The organism is Pseudoalteromonas sp., assembly GCF_041629635.1.
GTDB lineage: Bacteria > Pseudomonadota > Gammaproteobacteria > Enterobacterales > Alteromonadaceae > Pseudoalteromonas.
Genome location: NZ_JBFKMX010000069.1, coordinates 1 through 19,060, shown reverse-complemented (window position 1 = coordinate 19,060; position 19,060 = coordinate 1). Strand labels below are relative to the sequence as shown.

Annotated in this window: 21 protein-coding genes; 18 read left to right on the top strand and 3 right to left on the bottom strand. The window is 40.2% G+C overall.

The genetic code is table 11. From position 1 onward, the window contains the following. From ABYD77_RS11145 to ABYD77_RS11130, 4 genes are all read left to right on the top strand, one after another. Positions 1 to 1,460, top strand: a 1,460-nt coding sequence (locus tag ABYD77_RS11145; RefSeq protein WP_372769865.1) for an efflux RND transporter permease subunit, incomplete at its 5' end; no start/stop codon positions are given. A gap of 95 nt (positions 1,461 to 1,555) precedes the next feature. Continuing rightward, the gene (locus ABYD77_RS11140; protein ID WP_372769863.1) at positions 1,556 to 1,870 is read left to right on the top strand and encodes a DUF440 family protein; all 315 of its coding nucleotides are present in this window, start codon (positions 1,556 to 1,558) and stop codon (positions 1,868 to 1,870) included. Between the two features lie 122 nt (positions 1,871 to 1,992). Continuing rightward, positions 1,993 to 2,775, top strand: a complete 783-nt coding sequence (locus ABYD77_RS11135) for a YdiY family protein (RefSeq protein ID WP_372769861.1) — start codon at positions 1,993 to 1,995, stop codon at positions 2,773 to 2,775. A gap of 15 nt (positions 2,776 to 2,790) precedes the next feature. Continuing rightward, entirely contained in the window at positions 2,791 to 3,225 is a 435-nt protein-coding gene (locus ABYD77_RS11130; protein WP_372769859.1) for a hypothetical protein, read from the top strand. Between the two features lie 30 nt (positions 3,226 to 3,255). On the opposite strand, the gene ABYD77_RS11125 is transcribed toward ABYD77_RS11130, so the two are convergent. Next, a complete protein-coding gene (locus tag ABYD77_RS11125) occupies positions 3,256 to 3,768 on the bottom strand; it encodes a peptidylprolyl isomerase (protein ID WP_372769857.1) in 513 nt (170 codons plus the stop codon). Positions 3,769 to 3,775: 7 nt separating this feature from the next. Further along, entirely contained in the window at positions 3,776 to 4,678 is a 903-nt protein-coding gene (gene ygfZ, locus ABYD77_RS11120; protein WP_372769855.1) for a tRNA-modifying protein YgfZ, read from the bottom strand. A gap of 107 nt (positions 4,679 to 4,785) precedes the next feature. On the opposite strand from ygfZ, the gene ABYD77_RS11115 reads away from it, so the two are divergent. Then, positions 4,786 to 5,037: a succinate dehydrogenase assembly factor 2 gene (locus tag ABYD77_RS11115; RefSeq protein WP_372769853.1), complete on the top strand. Its 252-nt coding sequence runs from the start codon at positions 4,786 to 4,788 to the stop codon at positions 5,035 to 5,037. A gap of 396 nt (positions 5,038 to 5,433) precedes the next feature. On the opposite strand, the gene nadB is transcribed toward ABYD77_RS11115, so the two are convergent. After that, entirely contained in the window at positions 5,434 to 7,035 is a 1,602-nt protein-coding gene (gene nadB, locus ABYD77_RS11110) for an L-aspartate oxidase (RefSeq protein WP_372769851.1), read from the bottom strand. A 289-nt stretch (positions 7,036 to 7,324) separates the two neighbouring features. On the opposite strand from nadB, the gene rpoE reads away from it, so the two are divergent. The 13 genes from rpoE (at position 7,325) to ABYD77_RS11045 (ending at position 18,676) form a co-directional block, all read left to right on the top strand. Continuing rightward, positions 7,325 to 7,906: an RNA polymerase sigma factor RpoE gene (gene rpoE, locus ABYD77_RS11105; RefSeq protein WP_372769849.1), complete on the top strand. Its 582-nt coding sequence runs from the start codon at positions 7,325 to 7,327 to the stop codon at positions 7,904 to 7,906. A gap of 9 nt (positions 7,907 to 7,915) precedes the next feature. Then, complete coding sequence (locus ABYD77_RS11100) at positions 7,916 to 8,509, top strand: sigma-E factor negative regulatory protein (protein WP_372769848.1); 594 nt, start codon at positions 7,916 to 7,918, stop codon at positions 8,507 to 8,509. Between the two features lie 3 nt (positions 8,510 to 8,512). Continuing rightward, on the top strand, positions 8,513 to 9,457 hold the full coding sequence (locus tag ABYD77_RS11095) for a MucB/RseB C-terminal domain-containing protein (RefSeq protein ID WP_372769846.1): 945 nt from the start codon (positions 8,513 to 8,515) through the stop codon (positions 9,455 to 9,457). After that, positions 9,457 to 9,906 (top strand): SoxR reducing system RseC family protein, encoded by a 450-nt coding sequence (locus tag ABYD77_RS11090; protein WP_372769844.1) that lies wholly within the window; start codon positions 9,457 to 9,459, stop codon positions 9,904 to 9,906. The genes ABYD77_RS11095 and ABYD77_RS11090 overlap by 1 nt, the downstream gene beginning before the upstream one ends. A gap of 69 nt (positions 9,907 to 9,975) precedes the next feature. Then, a complete protein-coding gene (gene lepA / locus ABYD77_RS11085; protein WP_372769842.1) occupies positions 9,976 to 11,766 on the top strand; it encodes a translation elongation factor 4 in 1,791 nt (596 codons plus the stop codon). A gap of 12 nt (positions 11,767 to 11,778) precedes the next feature. Further along, on the top strand, positions 11,779 to 12,714 hold the full coding sequence (lepB, locus tag ABYD77_RS11080; protein ID WP_372769840.1) for a signal peptidase I: 936 nt from the start codon (positions 11,779 to 11,781) through the stop codon (positions 12,712 to 12,714). 17 nt (positions 12,715 to 12,731) lie between these two features. Further along, positions 12,732 to 13,409 carry a ribonuclease III gene (gene rnc, locus ABYD77_RS11075; RefSeq protein ID WP_372769838.1) on the top strand — a complete coding sequence of 226 codons (678 nt, stop codon included), beginning with the start codon at positions 12,732 to 12,734 and terminating at the stop codon, positions 13,407 to 13,409. After that, on the top strand, positions 13,399 to 14,325 hold the full coding sequence (gene era, locus ABYD77_RS11070) for a GTPase Era (protein WP_372769836.1): 927 nt from the start codon (positions 13,399 to 13,401) through the stop codon (positions 14,323 to 14,325). The genes rnc and era overlap by 11 nt, the downstream gene beginning before the upstream one ends. A 10-nt stretch (positions 14,326 to 14,335) precedes the next feature. Beyond that, entirely contained in the window at positions 14,336 to 15,016 is a 681-nt protein-coding gene (gene recO, locus ABYD77_RS11065; RefSeq protein ID WP_372769834.1) for a DNA repair protein RecO, read from the top strand. 3 nt (positions 15,017 to 15,019) lie between these two features. Further along, complete coding sequence (gene pdxJ / locus ABYD77_RS11060) at positions 15,020 to 15,751, top strand: pyridoxine 5'-phosphate synthase (RefSeq protein ID WP_372769832.1); 732 nt, start codon at positions 15,020 to 15,022, stop codon at positions 15,749 to 15,751. Between the two features lie 693 nt (positions 15,752 to 16,444). Continuing rightward, complete coding sequence (locus ABYD77_RS11055) at positions 16,445 to 16,630, top strand: hypothetical protein (protein ID WP_372769830.1); 186 nt, start codon at positions 16,445 to 16,447, stop codon at positions 16,628 to 16,630. Positions 16,631 to 16,768: 138 nt separating this feature from the next. Beyond that, complete coding sequence (locus tag ABYD77_RS11050) at positions 16,769 to 17,896, top strand: serine hydrolase (protein ID WP_372769828.1); 1,128 nt, start codon at positions 16,769 to 16,771, stop codon at positions 17,894 to 17,896. Between the two features lie 87 nt (positions 17,897 to 17,983). Further along, positions 17,984 to 18,676, top strand: coding sequence for a hypothetical protein (locus ABYD77_RS11045; RefSeq protein WP_372769826.1), 693 nt, complete (start codon positions 17,984 to 17,986; stop codon positions 18,674 to 18,676). The last annotated feature ends 384 nt before the right edge of the window (positions 18,677 to 19,060 follow it).

Below are 19,060 nucleotides of genomic sequence, written 5' to 3'. Positions count from 1 at the left end.
TAACAAAAGCGGTACCAACGGCTTTTGTGCCTGCAGAAGATCAAGGCTATTTATTTGTTGATGTACAATTGCCTGATGCAGCAGCAAGTGGCCGTACAGCGGAAGTAATGGCTAAAATTAATGATGTGATTTTGGCTGATCCAGCAGTAACTGACTTTATTTCAGTTGCAGGGAGTTCGCTGTTAGGTGGTCCTGGTTCAAATAATGGTTTAGGTATTATTATTTTGAAGGATTGGGAAGAACGTAGCGCACCAGAACTAGGTTTAAGGCAAGTTATTCCGCGATTAATGGGTCAGCTTTTCGCAATGCCTGATGCGCAGATTTTCGTCTTTAATCCGCCGCCAATTCCTGGTCTAGGAACCAGCTCAGGTTTTGAGTTTAGACTACTAGACAGCGAAGGAAGAGACCCGTCGGAGCTTGCACAGGTAATGAATGGTTTAATTTATGAAGCTAACCAGCGTCCAGAGTTAAGCCGCGTATTTAGTACTTTCCGTGCCAATGTACCGCAGTATTTCTTAGAAATTGATCGTGATAAAGCAAAAGCACAAGGTGTGGCGTTAAGTGATGTGTTTGTTACGCTGCAAGCACAATTAGGCTCGTTATACATTAATGACTTCAACCAGTTTGGACGTACTTATCAGGTTGTTATTCAAGCGGAAACGGAATATCGTAAAGACCCGTCTGATTTGAATAATTACTATGTTCGAGCAAGCAATGGTGAAATGGTGCCATTAACAACGCTTGCCAGCCTTGAGCCGATTTTAGGGCCAACTAGCATTAATCACTTTAATCTTTATCGTAGCGCAAGCATCACAGGTCAACCTGCCCCAGGCTATTCAAGTGGTGAGGCGATTAAAGTAATGCAAGAACTTTCAGCACAGTTACCAACAGGTTATATCTACGATTGGGCTGGACAAACTAAACAAGAAATTCAAGCTGGTAACTTAGCACCGTTGCTATTTGGTTTAGCGATTATCTTTGTTTACCTATTCTTAGTAGCTCAATATGAAAGCTGGACGATTCCGTTCTCAGTAATTGCGGCTGTACCGCTCGCAATTCTTGGTGCGATGGCTGCACTTTATGCTGTCGGTATGGCGAACAATATTTATGCCCAAGTGGGTTTAATATTGCTGATTGGTCTTTCCACCAAAACGGCAATTTTGATTGTTGAATTTGCGATGGAGCAACGTGCTGCAGGGCATAGTATATTTGATTCTGCGCTTAATGCAGCAAGGCTGCGTTTTAGAGCAGTACTGATGACGGCGTTCTCATTTGTGTTGGGTGTTTTACCATTGGTATTTGCAACTGGTGCAGGTGCCGGTAGCCGAGTAAGCTTAGGTTTAACTGTACTGGCAGGTATGTTGGCAGCAACGATTTTCGGTACGCTGCTTATCCCGATTTTCTATGCGTTAATCCAAACAATGCGTGAAAAAGTAAAAGGGAAGTTAGTGAACGAGTAGTGCGCTAGTTCAAATCACAAAAATATAAGGCAAAGAGGGACTTCTTTGCCTTTTTTGTTTTGATATAATTAGCAAAAATTTTTTGAGCAAAAATTATGACCCAAGAAGATCATTTGTGGACCATTGAAGAAGTCACTAACCACGCTTATGAGGTGTTTTTAGAACTTGCACCTGATAACCTTTCTGAGCAAGATATTATTGAGTTTAACAAGTACCGTGAAGATTTAGGGTTTATCGAAGAGAGTGAGCCAGACGAATCTTGGCATGAGTTTACTGAATTTGAAATTGAACCAGAGCTTTATGTGCAAGTGTTGGTGGGACTCGAATTTGATAATCAAGATGTGCTATTTGCGCGTATTTTGATTAGCCGTGACAAAGCAGCGCCGTTTGTTCACGTGCTTTGGAAATAATTAAATCACTCGATGAAATTTAAAAAATTTGCTAGCAAAATTACATTTTTTGCGCGGAATATTTTAAGTTTATTTATTAATCTAAGTTTTCATTGACGGATAGAGGTTTGAAGTAGTTTGTAATGCGCTGGTTAGTTTTTTTGTGTATGTGTTTTTGTTATGAGGCAATGGCAACAGATCCGTTCGAAGATTTTGCCATTTATGGTGAAACACCGGTCGATAACAGATACGAAGAAAATAAAGGTCGTTTGTTGTTTGGTGATTTAGAGTTGGGCTTTATTGTTACCACCGGAAACACCAATACATCCAGTGCAAAACTAAAAACTAACCTAATGCAGGATCTAAATAACTGGCGAAATCAGCTCAAGTTTGATTCCTTAGTGAAAAAAGAAACCGAAGAGAGTAAAGGGTTGTCTGCAGCTCGTTATTTTTCTTCATTGCAAAGCAATTATTTACTTGAAGATAAGAATACATCGCTGTTTTTATATGGTGATTACGAATTTGATAAGTTCAGTGGTATTGAAAAGCAGGCTAGTATTGCAACTGGCTATGGTTGGCGTTTTTTAGAAACTAAAAAAGACAGCATCGATTTGGATTTTGGTCCGGGATTGAACTACCAAATGATGGAATCAAAGGAGTCTAATTTAGGTTACTTGGTGAGGTTAGCATTGCAATGGGAGCGCATTGTTAGTAAACGTACTCGTTTTAACCAAGATATTAGTGCCGAACATTCATTAAGTGGTTTAAATTCGCGTATTAAGTCAGAAACATCTTTGGTTAGTCAAATCAGTGGCGCACTGAGTTTAAAATTTTCTTACCTATACCGTTACAACACGCTGCCAGAAGCAGGTAAGCGAAGTTATGATGCTGAAACAAGTGCTACTTTTGTTTTTAGCTTTAATTAATTAGGAACAATCTGAATGTATTCCCATAAGCAAATGGCTTGGGCTATTTTATTTTTAATGTCGTGGATTTTATCATTCACCTTATTAGCAGTTTATCTACTAGGACCTATTATGGGCTTACTTTTATTTGCAGGGGTTGTGCTGTTAGTTGCTTTATTATTTCATGGTATGACGGTGACAGTGAAAGATAACACAATTAAGTGGGGGTTTGCTTTTGGCTGGTTTGGTCAAACGCTGCCGCTATCTGACGTTGTTTCGTACCAAGCAGTAACAAATTCGTGGCGTCATGGCATAGGACTTCGTATCAGTCACGAAGGTTTTGTCTATTCTGCCCACGGTTTTAAAGCCGTAGAGTTAGTATTACAAGATGACACTAAAATACGGCTAGGCACAAACGATCAAGCTGGCTTAATTGCTGCTTTAGATAAACAAAAAAATAGCGCTCAATAGCGCTATTTTTTTATTTAAATTACTGCTTAATTAACCGCAGCCGCCATTTTCATCATGGTCATGGTTTGAACCGCAGCCGCCAGCACCGTGCACATGGCCATGTGCTAGCTCTTCTTCAGTTGCATCGCGCACTTCAAGCACTTCAACATCAAATGTTAAATCAATACCTGATAGGGGGTGATTACCATCGACAACGACATCTTCGTCTTGAATGTCGATGATTACAACGGTTTGCTCGCCTTCATCAGTAGTTGCGCGAAATTGCATACCTACTTCGATGTCCATGCCTTCAAACATTGATCTTGGTACTGCTTGCATTAGGCCATCATGACGCTCACCGTAGCCATCTTTTGCAGCTACTGCTACCGTGAATGTATCGCCAGCTTGCTTATCAATTAGCGCATCTTCAAGGCCTGGAATTAAAAAACCTGAGCCAACAATAAATTCAAGCGGCTCGTTATCAAATGAGCTGTCGATTGCATTATTGTCTTTATCCATTACTGAATAATGTAGTTTTACCACTTTTTGCTGTGCTATTTTCATATCTAACCTAATCTTCAAGTGTGTATGGAAGAGGTGTCACGCAAAGGCGAGACTCTTCGAGATCTTTTATTCGCAACTGAACTTGCTCAGATGTATCGTTTGGTAACACTGCCTGCACAAACGTGCCTTCTGTGGTTACCGCAATATTGGTAATTTTACCGGCTCTTCGCCAGTTTTCGCCCAGTTGAATTTCAACTTCACTGGCACTTTCAATCGTTTGTTCTTTGGCAAATAAGCTGTACATGGCACGTTTGTTTTTGCCTAGGTACTTCATGCGAGCTACGGTTTCTTGCCCGGTATAACAGCCTTTATTAAAGCTAATGCCGCCAATTGCTTGAAGATTTACCATTTGTGGTACAAATTCGTCTAGTGTCTCAGCGCTTAAACGTGGTAAACCTGCTTTAATTGTGGCTGCAAGCCAATCATTTTCATGGGCTTCGATAGTGATTTTACTTTCAAGTGCTGCAAGTTTGTCTTCAGCAATAACAAGCTCAACAAGACCATTTGCTAATTGTAGTGCATAGCCTAAATCAAAGCTGACTAAATTACTTTCACCAAATGAAATAGTCAGTAGTGACTCAATTTCACTGGTGCTTTCTGCGATAAGGCCAATGGTGTGTAATGACTCGCTTAGCTCAAATTCAGCTTGTGAAAATACGCCGTATTTTTTAAGTTCACTAAAGCTTTGATTTGCTTCACTTTCACTTGCGAGTAATAAGTAGCTTTCGTCGCTTGCGATAAGCTTATGTACTGACCATAGTTTGCCTTTGGCGTTACAGTGACCTGACCATAAAAACGTACTTTCATTAAGTAAATTAAGGTCTTGAGTTACTTGACCATGGAGATAAGATTTTCTGTCTTGACCACTTATTACAACAATTTTTTCAGCTATACGATTTGCTAATACCATAATTGACATATCACTATAAATTAATGCGTTGATTTTAACTTAGATTCCTGATGATTGCATGCTTAGCTTTTGCTACTATTAGCTAGCGCTAATTAACGAGGTATGAAATGAGCAATTTAGATAGTAAGGCTAAATTACGTTGGGCATGTCGCCGTGGTATGTTGGAACTGGATGTTTTACTGAGACCATTTGTTGATGAAGCCTTTGATACGTTAAGTGACAACGATAAAGCGATTTTTCAGCGTTTACTGACAGCCGACGATCCCGATCTGTTTGCATGGTTTATGGGTCATGAAGAGTGCAAAGACGCTGAGCTAAATTACATGGTTAATACTATTTTAAACCGTGTCCGAGTATAGAATATACGTTGGCGAATCAAAAATAATGCCGAGTGTTTATATCGGCATTAACCTGCCTATTTTTACCATTGCACTGTTGCCTGCAGAAAGCCTCTATTCGTTTTTGTGTGTTACCACTTTTTTACTCTTTCTTAGTTATTATTGTTTTTACAAGCTCAATAAAATGTTGGTAAGTGACAGCAATTTATTGCTAGATGAAAAGCGTGCAGAGTTAAGTTATTCAAGCGGTAAATTGATTGGTGAAATAAGCCCTTTCAGTATTGTTACTAATTGGTTTGTGTTTTTGAAATTTAAACATAAACCGAGTAAAAATAACCAGTTTATTATGCTAAGCTCACTTTCCAAAAGAGACAAAAAACGGCTCTTAAGAGCCGTTTATCAAAAGCAGTAACCCGATTAGTGTTTATGTAAAACGGTTGGTTTTGGATTTGCTTTTGGCTCGGGGTAATCAAGCGTGTAATGCAGCCCGCGGCTTTCTTTTCGCTCAAGTGCACTGCGAATAATTAGCTCTGATACTTGTACTAGGTTACGCAACTCCAGCAAGTTATTGCTAACTCTGAAATTAGTGTAGTACTCATCAATTTCTTGTTGTAATAATTCAACGCGACGCAAAGCTCGCTCTAATCGTTTTGTGGTGCGAACAATACCAACGTAATCCCACATAAACAAACGCAGTTCATGCCAATTATGGGTAATTACAATTTCTTCGTCTGAATTTGTGACTCGGCTTTCATCCCAATTTGGTATTGTTGCAGGAATGTGTGATTGTGCTAATTGAGCAATAATATCTTTGGCTGCAGCTTGAGCAAACACAATGCATTCAAGTAAAGAGTTACTCGCCATGCGGTTTGCACCGTGAAGACCTGTGTAGGCAACTTCACCAATCGCATATAAATTATCTAAATCGGTTTTACCATTAAAATCGGTCATTACACCACCGCAGGTATAATGTGCCGCCGGCACCACCGGTATAGCTTCTTTGGTAATATCTAACCCTACGCTCAAACATTTTGCATAAATGGTAGGGAAGTGGTCGATAATAAAGTTTTTATCTTTATGGCTGATATCGAGGTAAACACAGTTAGCGCCAAGGCGCTTCATTTCATAATCGATTGCACGGGCGACCACATCTCGCGGTGCAAGTTCAGCGCGCGCATCAAAATCAGGCATAAACCGTGAGCCATCAGGGCGTTTTAAATATGCACCTTCACCACGCATTGCTTCTGTAATTAGAAAATTCTGTAATTCTGGATGATACAAGCTGGTTGGATGGAACTGATTAAATTCCATGTTGGCAACGCGACAACCCGCACGCCACGCCATAGCGATACCATCGCCACTAGAGACATCAGGGTTAGATGTGTAAAGGTACACTTTACTTGCACCGCCTGTTGCGAGCGCAATAAAACGCGCATTTATAATCTCAACTTGTTCAGTTGTGCGATTCCACACATATAAGCCATGACAACGTTTTCCTTGATGGCCTAACTTTTCGTCTGTGATTAAGTCGATTGCATTATATCGTTCAAGTAGTTGAATATTTTGGTGTTCTTTTACGCGGTCAATGAGCGTGGTTTGCACGGCTTTACCTGTAGCATCTGCAGCATGCAAAATGCGGCGATGGCTGTGACCGCCTTCACGTGTTAAGTGGTAGCGCTCTTTGCCTAGTGCACTTTTGTCCATATCAAAAGGCACACCTTGTTCGATCAACCACTTCATACAGGTTTTTGCATTACTAGCGGTGTAGTGAACCGCATCACGATCACATAAACCACCGCCAGCAGCGAGTGTATCTTCAACATGAGATTCAATACTATCTTCTTTATCAAATACAGCAGCAATGCCACCCTGGGCATACATAGTAGAACCTTCGGTTAATGGTCCTTTGCTTAACACAGTGACGTGGCAATGGTTAGCGAGAGTCAGCGCTAGGGTTAAGCCTGCTGCACCACTGCCTACGATAACAACATCTGTTGTTAATTGTGGTGTATTTGTCATACAAGTATCACTTTACAATGCTATTGAGTTATGGGCGCTATATTAACACCAATTACGACAATGATAAAAAGACTAAAGTTACACATAATATGCAGGAAATGATGAAAAGGCTGCGATTTATACCTTTAAGTTAATTTTGTGCTAATTTTGCTTTAGAAAAGGTGTTAAGGTCAGTTAATTAAGTTTTTTACAAAATGTATCGAACTTTTTCAAAACCCTAGAGTCCTAAATAGTGAAATTATTCTCGGGAACTAGAGAAAGACAATAAATAAGAGGAGTACCGGCTCGAATGAGCGAGCAGGATTTGGATTTAGCGCTAGTAAGAAAAGTTCAGCAAGGTGATAAAAACGCGTTTAATGTGTTAGTAAAAAAATATCAGAATAAAGTTGCGAACTTAATTGGACGTTACGTCTCTAATCATGGAGATGTTGCTGATATTGCACAAGAGGCGTTTATAAAAGCATATAGAGCGTTACCCGGTTTTAGAGGTGAGAGTGCTTTTTACACATGGCTTTACCGTATTGCTGTTAACTGTGCTAAAAATCATTTGGTTTCTCAAGGTCGTCGTCCCCCTGCGAATGATGTAGATGCAGACGATGCAGAGTTTTATGATGGTGCTGATGCACTGAGAAGTAACTCTACACCAGAGAATTTATTACTAAGTGATGAAATTAAGCAGGTTATTTTTAAGACCATTGATGGTTTACCGGATGATCTTAAAACAGCTATTACATTACGCGAATTAGAGGGGTTAAGTTACGAAGACATTGCCATGATAATGGACTGTCCAGTAGGTACAGTTAGATCACGGATTTTCCGTGCTCGCGAGGCAATCGACAACCGACTTGATCCAATATTAAATAATGCATAGGTCGCTTTTATGACTAATTTGAATGAGAAACGAAAAGAACAAATTTCGGCGGTGTTTGATGACGAGCACAGCCTTGAAAGCCGACATTTGGGGGACGAGTTAGAGCACGCTGCATCTCGCTATTCACTGATTGGTGATGTAATGCGCGGCGAAGGTAAAGCGCTAATTCAAATCGATATCGCAGATCAAGTCGCGTTGGCACTAGAACAAGAAGAAACATACAGCCAAGCACCTATCGCTGAAGATATTGCCGCGGTAAATAATTCAAGTGCCACAGTGCTATCAAATTGGAAGAAGCCTTTTGCCCAATTAGCAATTGCTGCCAGTGTAGCGGCTGTTGCGGTTATTGGTGTTCAGACGATGCCTCAGCAAGATGCTGATATTTTGAACCCTGCACCACAATTGCAAAATCTCGAAACTATGCCTTTCGGCGGCACAGCAACACCTGTGAGTTACTCTACAGAGCCAGCGCTTGAAACAGCGCAAAAAGGGCTAAAAGAGTTAGAAGAAAAACGTTTAGGTGCACTGTTAATTGAACATCAACGTCAATCACGTATTGCACAAGCTGAAAAAGCAAAAGAAGACGATTCGGAGAACAACTAGTCGATGCGAATATTCGTTGTCTTAGTTTGGCTTGTAGTTGCGTTGCCAAGCTTTGCTTCTGAACCTAATGAAGCCAAGCAGCTATTATTAGATATGGCCGAAACGGTCAAAAAAAGTAACTTCACCGCCTCATTTGTTGTGGTTAAAGGGCGCAATAATATTGAACCTTATGCATGGCGTCATGCTAACTACAATGGCAAAGAATTAGAGCATTTAAGTTTGCTTGACGGTGCCGGAGTCGAAATGTTACGTATTGATAATGTCGTGACTTATTTTGAGCCGCAAAATACACCTTATTCTTTGTACAGCTCATCTCTCGCGGGGCCTATTCCAAGCGTTATTTTTAATAACATTGTCGATTTAGAGCCTCATTATCATTTTGCTTTGGGTGGTAAATCGCGTATTTCAGGTCGTGTCGCCCAATTGGTAAGAATTGAATCGAAAGATCAAAGCAAATTTAATTATTGGCTGTGGTTAGATGGCCATTCTAAGTTACCGCTAAAAACCGCTTATGTTTCAGCAGCTGGTGAGATTGTAGAACAACTGCAAATGACTAATGTCAGTTTCAGTGAGCAACCGAGCGTTGAACTGATTGAAATGAGTCAGCAAAATTTACCATCACCTGTAGCCGCAGCATCTGATGATAACAGCATTGAAACATGGCAGATTAAAGCGATGCCAGTAGGTTTTTCATTGATTAAATCTGAGCGTCAAACGCTAAATTTAAACGGCGAGTTAGCCGATTACTATCTTTTCAGCGATGGCTTGATTGAGGTATCAGTATTTATTCAAAGACCTCTAGCAAGTAATAGTCGCAGTAAAGCGCTTTCTGCTGGTGCAACAACCGTATTTATTCATCAAGCTGCTGGATACGAAGTCTCTGTCATTGGCCAATTGCCGCCAATGACTGCTAAACTGGTGGCAGAATCAGTTCAACGCGCAAACTAATGATTGAAAAAACCTTTACGGTGGCCAAAGTAAATAATTCTTTGGTCACTTTTGCACTCCCTAAACCACAAGCATGTAGTGGTTGTGATGGCAAGTGCGGCTCCCTTACATTTGCTAAATTATTTGCTAATAAACGCTCCGAGCTCACGATTGAAAGTGATAAAACGCTGGAAGTCGGTCAAAAAGTAGATTTAGTCTTAGATGATTCCCATGTTATTAAAATGTCGCTTTTAACTTATATGGTGCCATTGTTAGTTGCATTGATATTTACAGTTGTCGCTGCAAAGGTATTTGTATTGGCTGAACTTTGGCAAGTGCTATTCGCCATATTTGGTGGCTATATTGGCTTTTTATTGGCAAAAGCAAAGCAAAAAGGGTTAAAAAATCATATTAAAATAAAAAAAATTTACCCAATCAGCCTACCAATCACGCAAATTAATGGTGATTAAGCCAAATTAAGGGTAAAATTGGCGTTTTGATTTTGAACCCTATTTATTTAGAAGTATTGAATCCAACATATGAAGCACATTCGTAACTTTTCTATTATTGCCCACATTGACCACGGTAAATCGACATTATCCGATCGCTTAATCCAAGTTTGTGGTGGTTTATCTGATCGCGAAATGCAACAGCAAGTGTTGGATTCAATGGATCTTGAGCGTGAACGCGGTATTACCATTAAAGCACAAAGTGTAACACTTAACTACACCGCAAATGATGGTGAAACTTATCAGTTAAACTTCATTGACACCCCAGGTCACGTTGACTTTACCTATGAAGTATCACGTTCATTAGCCGCGTGTGAAGGTGCATTATTGGTCGTAGACGCAGGTCAAGGTGTAGAAGCGCAGACTGTTGCTAACTGCTACACTGCAATTGAAATGGATTTAGAAGTTTTACCAATTTTAAACAAGATTGACTTACCACAAGCAGATCCTGACCGCGTAGCAGAAGAAATTGAAGATATCGTAGGCATTGACGCAACGGGTGCAACTCAGTGTAGTGCAAAAACAGGTTTAGGTATCGATGCGGTACTAGAAGATATTGTTAAAAATATCCCTGCGCCAGAGGGCGACCCAGAAAAACCATTACAAGCACTGATTATCGATTCATGGTTTGACCCATACCAGGGCGTTGTATCACTGGTTCGTATTAAACACGGTGAACTGAAAAAAGGCGACAAAATCCAGATCATGTCAAATGGTCAGGTTCATATTGTTGATAAAGTGGGTATTTTCACGCCAAAACAAACTGACACCGGCATTTTAAGAACGGGTGAAGTAGGTTTTGTTATTGCGGGTATTAAAGAAATCCACGGCGCACCAGTTGGTGATACTATTACCTTACAACGTGAGCCTGCTGATGGCCCACTGCCTGGTTTCCAAAAAATCAAACCGCAAGTTTACGCGGGTATGTACCCAATTTCATCGGATGAATATGAGAGTTTCCGTGATGCACTGTCAAAATTAAGCCTTAACGATGCATCTTTATTCTATGAGCCAGAAAATTCAACTGCTCTTGGTTTTGGTTTCCGCTGTGGCTTCTTGGGAATGCTTCACATGGAAATTATCCAAGAACGTCTCGAGCGTGAATACGACATGGATCTTATCACTACTGCACCAACGGTAGTGTATGAAATTGTTGAAAAAGGTGGCAATGTTATACATATCGATAACCCGTCTGCGTTACCACCTGTCGGTAACATTGACGAAATCCGTGAGCCAATTGTTGAAGCGAATATTCTTGTACCACAAGAATACCTTGGTAATGTGATTACGCTGTGTATTGAAAAGCGTGGTGTACAAACGAAAATGGCTTATCACGGTAAGCAAGTTGCTGTTACTTACGAATTACCAATGGGTGAAGTGGTGATGGACTTCTTTGATAAGTTGAAGTCGACCAGCCGAGGTTTTGCGTCACTGGATTACAACTTTAAGCATTTCCAACCAGCTGATATGGTACGTGTTGATATTCTTATCAATGGCGATCGTGTTGATGCACTGGCAATTATTTGTCACCGCGACGCGTCACAATCGCGCGGTCGTCAATTAGCGGAAGCTCTAAAAGAGCTTATTCCACGACAAATGTTTGATATTGCAATTCAAGCAACCATTGGTGGACACGTAATTGCACGTACTACTGTAAAACAACTTCGTAAAAACGTAATCGCGAAGTGTTACGGTGGTGACGTATCACGTAAGAAAAAGCTATTACAAAAACAAAAAGAAGGTAAAAAGCGTATGAAACAACTAGGTAATGTTGAAGTACCTCAAGACGCCTTCCTAGCCATTTTGAAAGTGGGTAAGTAAGGAGTTAATTACATGGCGGGTTATTTTTCAATATTCCTTGTATTGTTGACCTTAGGTTCAGGCCTGATTTGGTTGATTGATCACTTGGTTTACGCGCCAAAGCGTAAAGAGCGCATTGCGATAGCACAGGGCGCAAGTGAAACACCATTAACTGATGAGGTTATCGAACAGATTGCACCGCAGCATTCACTTGCTGAAACAGCGCAGTCGATTTTTCCTATGGTTGCCGCCATTACAATTTTCCGTTCGTTTTTGTATGAACCGTTCCAAATTCCATCAGGTTCAATGATGCCAACCTTATTAAAGGGCGATTTCATTTTGGTGGAAAAATATTCTTATGGTGTTAAAGACCCAGTTTGGCGCTCGCAATTGATGGATGTGGGCACGCCAGAGCGAGGTGACCCATTCGTATTTAAATATCCTGAAGACGATAAAATTGACTTTATTAAACGTGTAATTGGTTTACCGGGTGATACCATTATTTATCGTAATAAGGAAATTTACATTAAGCCTAAATGTGAAGCAGGCCAAACTGACAGCCAAGGTTTAACCTGTGGTCAGTTTAATAAAATGGAACGTGAGCTAGTAAACCAAGGTGAGTTTAGCCTAGCGGGTATTCCACAAATTCGTGTGACTGAGCAGCTAGCAAATTTGCAGCACGATATTCTAATTAACCCAGCAATGCCTGAATTATCGGGTCGTTATTATCAGCAAGCGGGTACGGCACAGGATGAATGGCGCGTACCTGAAGGCCATTATTTTGCAATGGGTGATAACCGTGATAATAGCCAAGACAGTCGTATTTGGGGGTTTGTACCAAAAGAAAATTTAGTAGGTAAAGCAGTATTTATTTGGATGAGCTTTACTTTTTCAGAAGACGAAGACAGTTTATTACCGTCTTGGGTGCCAACTGGTGTGCGTTTTGAACGCCTTGGCAAAATTCAATAATCTTGTAAAAGTTAATAATGACTAAAGACGTAAACTTATTATTTAAGAAGATAGGTTACAGCTTTAACGACGTTCGCTTGCTAGAGCAAGCAATGACCCATAGAAGTTACCGAGGTGCTCACAATGAGCGCCTTGAGTTTTTAGGTGACTCGATTTTGAGCTTCGTTATAGCTGATGCTTTGTATCATCAATTTCCAAAAGCCCGTGAAGGCGATTTAAGCCGTATGCGTTCTACGCTTGTGCGTGGCCAAACATTGGCAGAATTGGGTATTGAATTTGAACTAGGCGATTTTCTTCGCTTAGGTCCAGGTGAGCTGAAAAGTGGTGGTTACCGCCGCGAATCAACGCTTGCGGATGCTGTTGAAGCAATTATAGGTGCTGTATTTTTAGATTCAGACATTGAAACATGTCGGGAATTAGTACTTAACTGGTATCAAACGCGTTTACAAGCAATTACCCCTGGGCACAATCAAAAAGACCCTAAAACCTTGCTGCAAGAGTATCTGCAAGCCCGCAAGATCCCTCTGCCTAGCTATAATGTAATTGATACTAAAGGTCAAGCACACAACCAAGTATTTACGGTTGAGTGCTTAATTGAGAATAAACCTCAAGTAGTAGCTAAAGGAAGTTCGCGTCGTAAAGCAGAACAAAAAGCAGCTGAGCTTGCATTGAAGATGATTAAAGATGACGCTTGATAAAGAACTGTTAGATGCACCAATTGATACCCATTGTGGCATGATTGCGATTGTTGGTCGCCCAAATGTGGGTAAATCAACGCTATTAAACCGTTTGGTTGAGCAAAAAGTAAGTATTACTTCACGTAAACCGCAAACCACGCGTCACCGTATTATGGGGATTCACACCGAAGGCAAATACCAAGCTGTGTATGTCGATACACCGGGTCTGCACAGTGAAGAAAAGCGTGCAATTAACCGCTTAATGAACCGAGCAGCGTCCAGTTCTATTGGTGATGTTGAGTTAATTATTTTTGTCGTTGAAGGTACCCGTTGGACAGACGACGACGAGATGGTACTCACTAAGGTGATGGGCAGTGGTGTGCCTGTCATTCTTGCAATTAACAAAGAAGATAACGTTAAGGAAAAAGCAGAGTTACTTCCACATTTGCAGTGGTTAGCAACGAAAGGTGATTTCCTTGATATGATCCCAATCTCTGCAAAGCACGGCAAACGCGTTGAGCAAATCAAACAACACGTTCACAACACGTTACCTGCGTGTGAGTTTTACTTCCCTGAAGATTACGTAACCGACCGCTCAATGCGTTTTTTGGCGGCGGAAACCATTCGTGAAAAGCTAATGCGCTTTATGGGCGATGAATTACCTTATTCAGTAACTGTAGAAATTGAACAGTTTAAATGGATGGATAACGGTGTTTGGCAAATTAACGGCCTAATTTTGGTTGAGCGCCAAACGCAAAAGCGCATGGTCATTGGTAACAAAGGCGAAAAGCTTAAAGTGATTGGCCGTGAAGCACGTAAAGACCTTGAAAGCATGCTAGATAACAAAGTGTTTTTAGAGCTTTGGGTGAAAGTGAAATCAGGTTGGGCTGATGATGAACGCGCACTTCGCAGCTTAGGCTATGGTGAAGACTAAGGCCTAATCAATGCAACACTTTGTGCCAGCTTATTTACTGCATTCACGGCCATTTAGCGACTCGCAGTTAATGTTGGACCTGTTGGTACAAGGTGTTGGTCATCTTCGCTTGTTAGCCCGTATAAAAGGGCGCAACAGCATCAAACAAAAAGCCAACCTTCAGCCATTTAGTCGTCTTAGCGTACAATATGCTGGCAAAGGCGATATTAAATACTTAAACCAGTACGAGCTAGAGAGCCTTGTCGCACTCAAAAATAAAGCCTTGTACTGTGGTTTTTACCTCAACGAACTTACCGCACGTTTAACCCCGATTAACGAACCACTTGATGACATTTACGAATTATATCACCTACATTTAACGCAGTTAGCCACTGACGAAGACTTTGAACCTATTTTACGTTCGTATGAATTTCAATTGTTAGAAGCACTTGGCGTTGGGCTTGATTTTTCTTTTGATGCCCATGGCTCTGAATTGCAAGATGAAACGTATTATCAGTACCAGAATGAGCTCGGTTGGCTCTCGCTGAAGGGCAGTAAGCGTGGCTTAAGTGGCAAACAAATTCAACAAATTGCACAGTTAGATTTTTCTGATAAGCTAACCCGCACATTGGCAAAGCAACTGGCGCGCTATTTACTTAATCCGCTTTTAGGATATAAACAGCTGAAAAGCAGAGAATTATTTGGATCTTAAAATATGAAAGAGATTTTATTAGGGGTCAATGTTGACCATATCGCTACGTTAAGACAAGCTCGTGGCACACAATTTCCAGATCCCGCCCATGCGGCAACGGTTGCAGAGCATGCAGGTGCAGATGGTATTACTATTCACTTACGTGAAGACCGTCGCCATATTCAAGATCGTGATGTTTATGTGATGGCAAAAACCATTCAAACACGTATGAATTTAGAAATGGCCGTTACCGATGAGATGATAGGTATAGCGCTTGAAGTGAACCCTGAATATGTATGTTTAGTGCCAGAAAAGCGTGAAGAGCTTACTACCGAAGGTGGTTTAGACGTGATTGGCAATGAAGCAAAAATAGCAGATGCAGTAGCAAAGCTAAGTGCAGCTGGCATTAAAGTATCGTTATTTGTTGATGCAATTGAAGCACAGCTAGATGCGTGTGTCCGCGTAAAAGCGCCATTTGTTGAAATTCACACGGGTGCTTACGCCGATGCTGAAAACGATAAAGACCGCGATGAAGAACTTGCACGTATCACTGCAGGCTGTAAATACGCCGCAGGCCTTGGTTTAACCGTTAATGCTGGCCATGGTTTGCATTACCATAATGTAAAACCAATCGCAGCCATTCCAGAAATTTATGAGCTTAATATTGGCCATGCAATTGTTGCCCGCGCAGCGATTGATGGCTTAGCAAAAGCGGTATCAGATATGAAACGCTTAATGTTAGAAGCGAGAATGTAAGCCTTCTTTTCACCACTTGTATGAATATAGTGCGCCAATTGTGGCGCACTTGTCAGTTTTTTTGTAAGCCAAAAATACACCACATGTTTATAAGCAATAAATTTGAATAATGGCACTGTTCCAAAGATTAAAATATAAAGGGATTTTTCGTATTTAAAGCAGGCCACAATCCAAAAAATCATCAAGCTAAATTGAAGTAAACCCAAACGGCATGTAATCACCATCTATAGTTCATGCGTATTTGTCCCAATGGTCATGCTGAACATTAATTTTCAATTTATTTTTTCGTTTTTGTTAAGGCGGAAAATAATTTTAGCATTAGCCATCAATATCAGCTTCGAGCGAATAGCGGTCATTTAATAGATTATTCCATGCTCATATCAAATTTTTCGTTGTTAGATGTAAAAATTACGCCAATTCCATTTCTTAATGATTATTTCCCCCTTAATATTATTAACAGGCAATTTGCCTGTTTTTAGCAACTTATAAAATGTTAATTTTCAAATAACTATCTGACTAGTAACAACTAATTATTAGTGTTATAAATTGCTTTAGAATGTAAACAGGCGATGTTGCGGTAGAAAAAGAGGCAACTTGCCTCTTAATAAACTGTTATATTTCGATTCAATATTAGCGAAGCTGGCAAGATATAGCTGATGTTTCGATTATCTGAATATATTAAAGGAATTACACATGTGGGAACTTGTTTCATTTATGTTAGGTATGGGCGTATTCATGCTTATTATGAATTATTGGATGGAGCCTAAAAAGCTAATTGAGGATATCAGGTCACTTAAAGGCTCATCCTCAAAAGTTGAGGAACTAGAAGCTCGTGTTGCGGAGCTAGAAAGAATAGTTAAATCATCTAACCTAAGTTAGTTTCTCAATATAACAAGTCACTCAAGTAAAAGGACTCGTCACGGCTTGCTCGAGCTCCTTCGTCGCAGATTTTAGCAAGCCTAAACTCGCCTCTTAGTGAGGCTACATGCCTTTCGCGTTTCAAACTATGGAGTTTTTGTGAATCGATTAGTAACCCAACCCATATCATTGATATTTGTTATTTCATTAATAACAGTTCTGGCTTCTTGTAACAGTCATGATTCAATGAATTTTGAGTCAAATACGAAAGCTGAAATCATTGAATTTATTGATGGAAATGTTGGGCAGGTGGTCTCAATTTCTGTTGTAGATTCAGAAAATACTTACCAATATCATTTAGGGACGTTAAGTAATGGAGACACTCCTAATAACCAAACAATATACGAAATTGCCTCTATTACCAAAACGTATACCGGTTTAGTTGTTGCTAAAGCCATTCTAGACGGGAAAATTGAGCTTGATAAAGATATTCGTCATTACCTCAATAATAACGAATACAAAAATTTGGAGCTGTCCAACCAATATATAACTTTACGACATCTTATGACTCATACCAGTGGTCTCCCGCAAAATTTTGCTTACAGCAGTGAAGATAGAGTAAAAGGCATTGCTTTTGAGAAAATGTCAAAATATTCCAGAGATGACTACTTTGAAGATCTTAAAAAAGTGAAGCTTAACTCTGTCCCTGGCGATGACTATCAATATTCACCCGTAGGTTATAATTTAGCTGGATATATTCTGGAGTCTGTTTACCAAAAACCTTTTGCATCATTGATTTCTGAATTCATCACAACTAAGTCTGGAGAGCAGGACACGAAATTCAGAGGAACTAACTTTGAACCAGGTAAAATTACAGTAGGAACAGATGGAAATGGCAATCAAATGCCTTTGGCTAGTGCATATTGGTTTGCTGATGGAGGATTAACTTCAAACGTGGAATCTGTCACACGTTATATTCAACATCAATTATCCTCAGAACCTGAGGTGGCTCTTTCTCATCAACTTCTGGATGAGAGTTGGACGGGTCATGGTAGAGCATTCTCTTGGAACACATATAAATATGATTCAAGTGAACAAACGCTATACCACAGCGGCGGCTCAATGGGGACGTCTAGTTGGCTTGCCATATATCCGAAGAAAAATATGGGCATCTTCATCGTCACAAACGTCGCTGCTAGCAATACTCAGGAAGAGCTAAAAAACATATCAAATAAAATTGTTGATTATTTAATGGCATATAACAAAGCCTTAAAGTCGGATTCGTAACAGTTGGCTCGGTTCCGCTTCGCTACACATTTTTGCCAACAATTACTCACCGCTTAAGGCGGCGTTAGCAATACAAAGGAAGTCTCTGTGTCTGATAAATTGTTATTTATGGGCTGGTTCGTGTTATGTGTATTTACCCAAATACATGGCGACAGCCCAAAAGGCGAGTTAATAACTAAAGCGATCAACATTGCAATTGTGATTGTGATTTTTTCAATTGTTTTGAAAATATATAATAGGTGGCGGCTCCCCAGAGTAAGCGTAGCTCACTTATTTTTAACCCTCTTATCTATTATGTTTGGCTATGGTTTCTACATGGTGACTGAGCAGTTTGGTGTGTACGCGTTTTCTTTAGCTGTTATAGGAATTACGTCATTTAACTTTCTTCAGTCTCTTGGCTTAACTGCAACTTATGATTTTAAAAATAGAACTTCGAAATCTGATAGTGATTACATATTAAAGTTCTGGAGCGAATTTGACAGAACTAAAAAAATCATATTTTCAATATATGGAACAATTTTCCATGCTATTGGCGCTACTTTTTTATACTTTTCTTACTTCCATCTCAAGTTGATAAATACATCTCCTGTAGAGGCTGACAGCACAAGAACTGCTGAAATGCTCTATAAATCCAAAGTGTTTTACGTAACGCCAGAAAATTTGCAAAAGCTCAACTTTCTTGAATCTTTTGTCTTTATTGCAATGCCCTTAACAATTTTGGCTGGATTTATAGTATTTTGGAAATTAGGTATTGCTAACAAGCAATTAAACAGGGATTAAAAACTTGCGAGCTTTTCGCTTCGCTACACATTTTAGCAAACTATTATCAGCCCCTGAATGGGGCGTTGGTATGACTCCCACTGTCAAGTTAAATACACTGATCCTCGCCTAACTTTTTAAGCCATAATTATTTTAATTCGAATTAGAGCGAGTTAACGCATAGGATGAAGCAAGTAATTTCGTCGGTTTTCATGCTGGTATTCGTTGGTTACTCATTTTCATGAGCAGAGCAGACCTTACTTAACTCGACGTAGCACCGGTCTTCAGTCTATGTTCGTGGTTCAATGCAGCGTTAGCTGCATTGCCATCCTAACCCCGTCGGTGGTTGTGCCACACCCGATGCTTGACCCAATGCATTAACTCTAATTCGTTCATATTAAGCCG

What these genes read in the sequence shown, in the direction of transcription:
- rpoE (WP_372769849.1), top strand. Translation starts at nt 7,325, where the DNA reads ATGAGCGAGCAGGATTTGGATTTAGCGCTAGTAAGAAAAGTTCAGCAA.
- lepA (WP_372769842.1), top strand. Translation starts at nt 9,976, where the DNA reads ATGAAGCACATTCGTAACTTTTCTATTATTGCCCACATTGACCACGGT.
- lepB (WP_372769840.1), top strand. Translation starts at nt 11,779, where the DNA reads ATGGCGGGTTATTTTTCAATATTCCTTGTATTGTTGACCTTAGGTTCA.
- ABYD77_RS11125 (WP_372769857.1), bottom strand. Translation starts at nt 3,768, where the DNA reads ATGAAAATAGCACAGCAAAAAGTGGTAAAACTACATTATTCAGTAATG.
- recO (WP_372769834.1), top strand. Translation starts at nt 14,336, where the DNA reads ATGCAACACTTTGTGCCAGCTTATTTACTGCATTCACGGCCATTTAGC.
- ABYD77_RS11055 (WP_372769830.1), top strand. Translation starts at nt 16,445, where the DNA reads ATGTGGGAACTTGTTTCATTTATGTTAGGTATGGGCGTATTCATGCTT.
- ABYD77_RS11140 (WP_372769863.1), top strand. Translation starts at nt 1,556, where the DNA reads ATGACCCAAGAAGATCATTTGTGGACCATTGAAGAAGTCACTAACCAC.
- ABYD77_RS11100 (WP_372769848.1), top strand. Translation starts at nt 7,916, where the DNA reads ATGACTAATTTGAATGAGAAACGAAAAGAACAAATTTCGGCGGTGTTT.
- nadB (WP_372769851.1), bottom strand. Translation starts at nt 7,035, where the DNA reads ATGACAAATACACCACAATTAACAACAGATGTTGTTATCGTAGGCAGT.
- ABYD77_RS11115 (WP_372769853.1), top strand. Translation starts at nt 4,786, where the DNA reads ATGAGCAATTTAGATAGTAAGGCTAAATTACGTTGGGCATGTCGCCGT.
- era (WP_372769836.1), top strand. Translation starts at nt 13,399, where the DNA reads ATGACGCTTGATAAAGAACTGTTAGATGCACCAATTGATACCCATTGT.
- ABYD77_RS11135 (WP_372769861.1), top strand. Translation starts at nt 1,993, where the DNA reads ATGCGCTGGTTAGTTTTTTTGTGTATGTGTTTTTGTTATGAGGCAATG.
- ygfZ (WP_372769855.1), bottom strand. Translation starts at nt 4,678, where the DNA reads ATGGTATTAGCAAATCGTATAGCTGAAAAAATTGTTGTAATAAGTGGT.
- ABYD77_RS11090 (WP_372769844.1), top strand. Translation starts at nt 9,457, where the DNA reads ATGATTGAAAAAACCTTTACGGTGGCCAAAGTAAATAATTCTTTGGTC.
- ABYD77_RS11130 (WP_372769859.1), top strand. Translation starts at nt 2,791, where the DNA reads ATGTATTCCCATAAGCAAATGGCTTGGGCTATTTTATTTTTAATGTCG.
- ABYD77_RS11095 (WP_372769846.1), top strand. Translation starts at nt 8,513, where the DNA reads ATGCGAATATTCGTTGTCTTAGTTTGGCTTGTAGTTGCGTTGCCAAGC.
- pdxJ (WP_372769832.1), top strand. Translation starts at nt 15,020, where the DNA reads ATGAAAGAGATTTTATTAGGGGTCAATGTTGACCATATCGCTACGTTA.
- rnc (WP_372769838.1), top strand. Translation starts at nt 12,732, where the DNA reads ATGACTAAAGACGTAAACTTATTATTTAAGAAGATAGGTTACAGCTTT.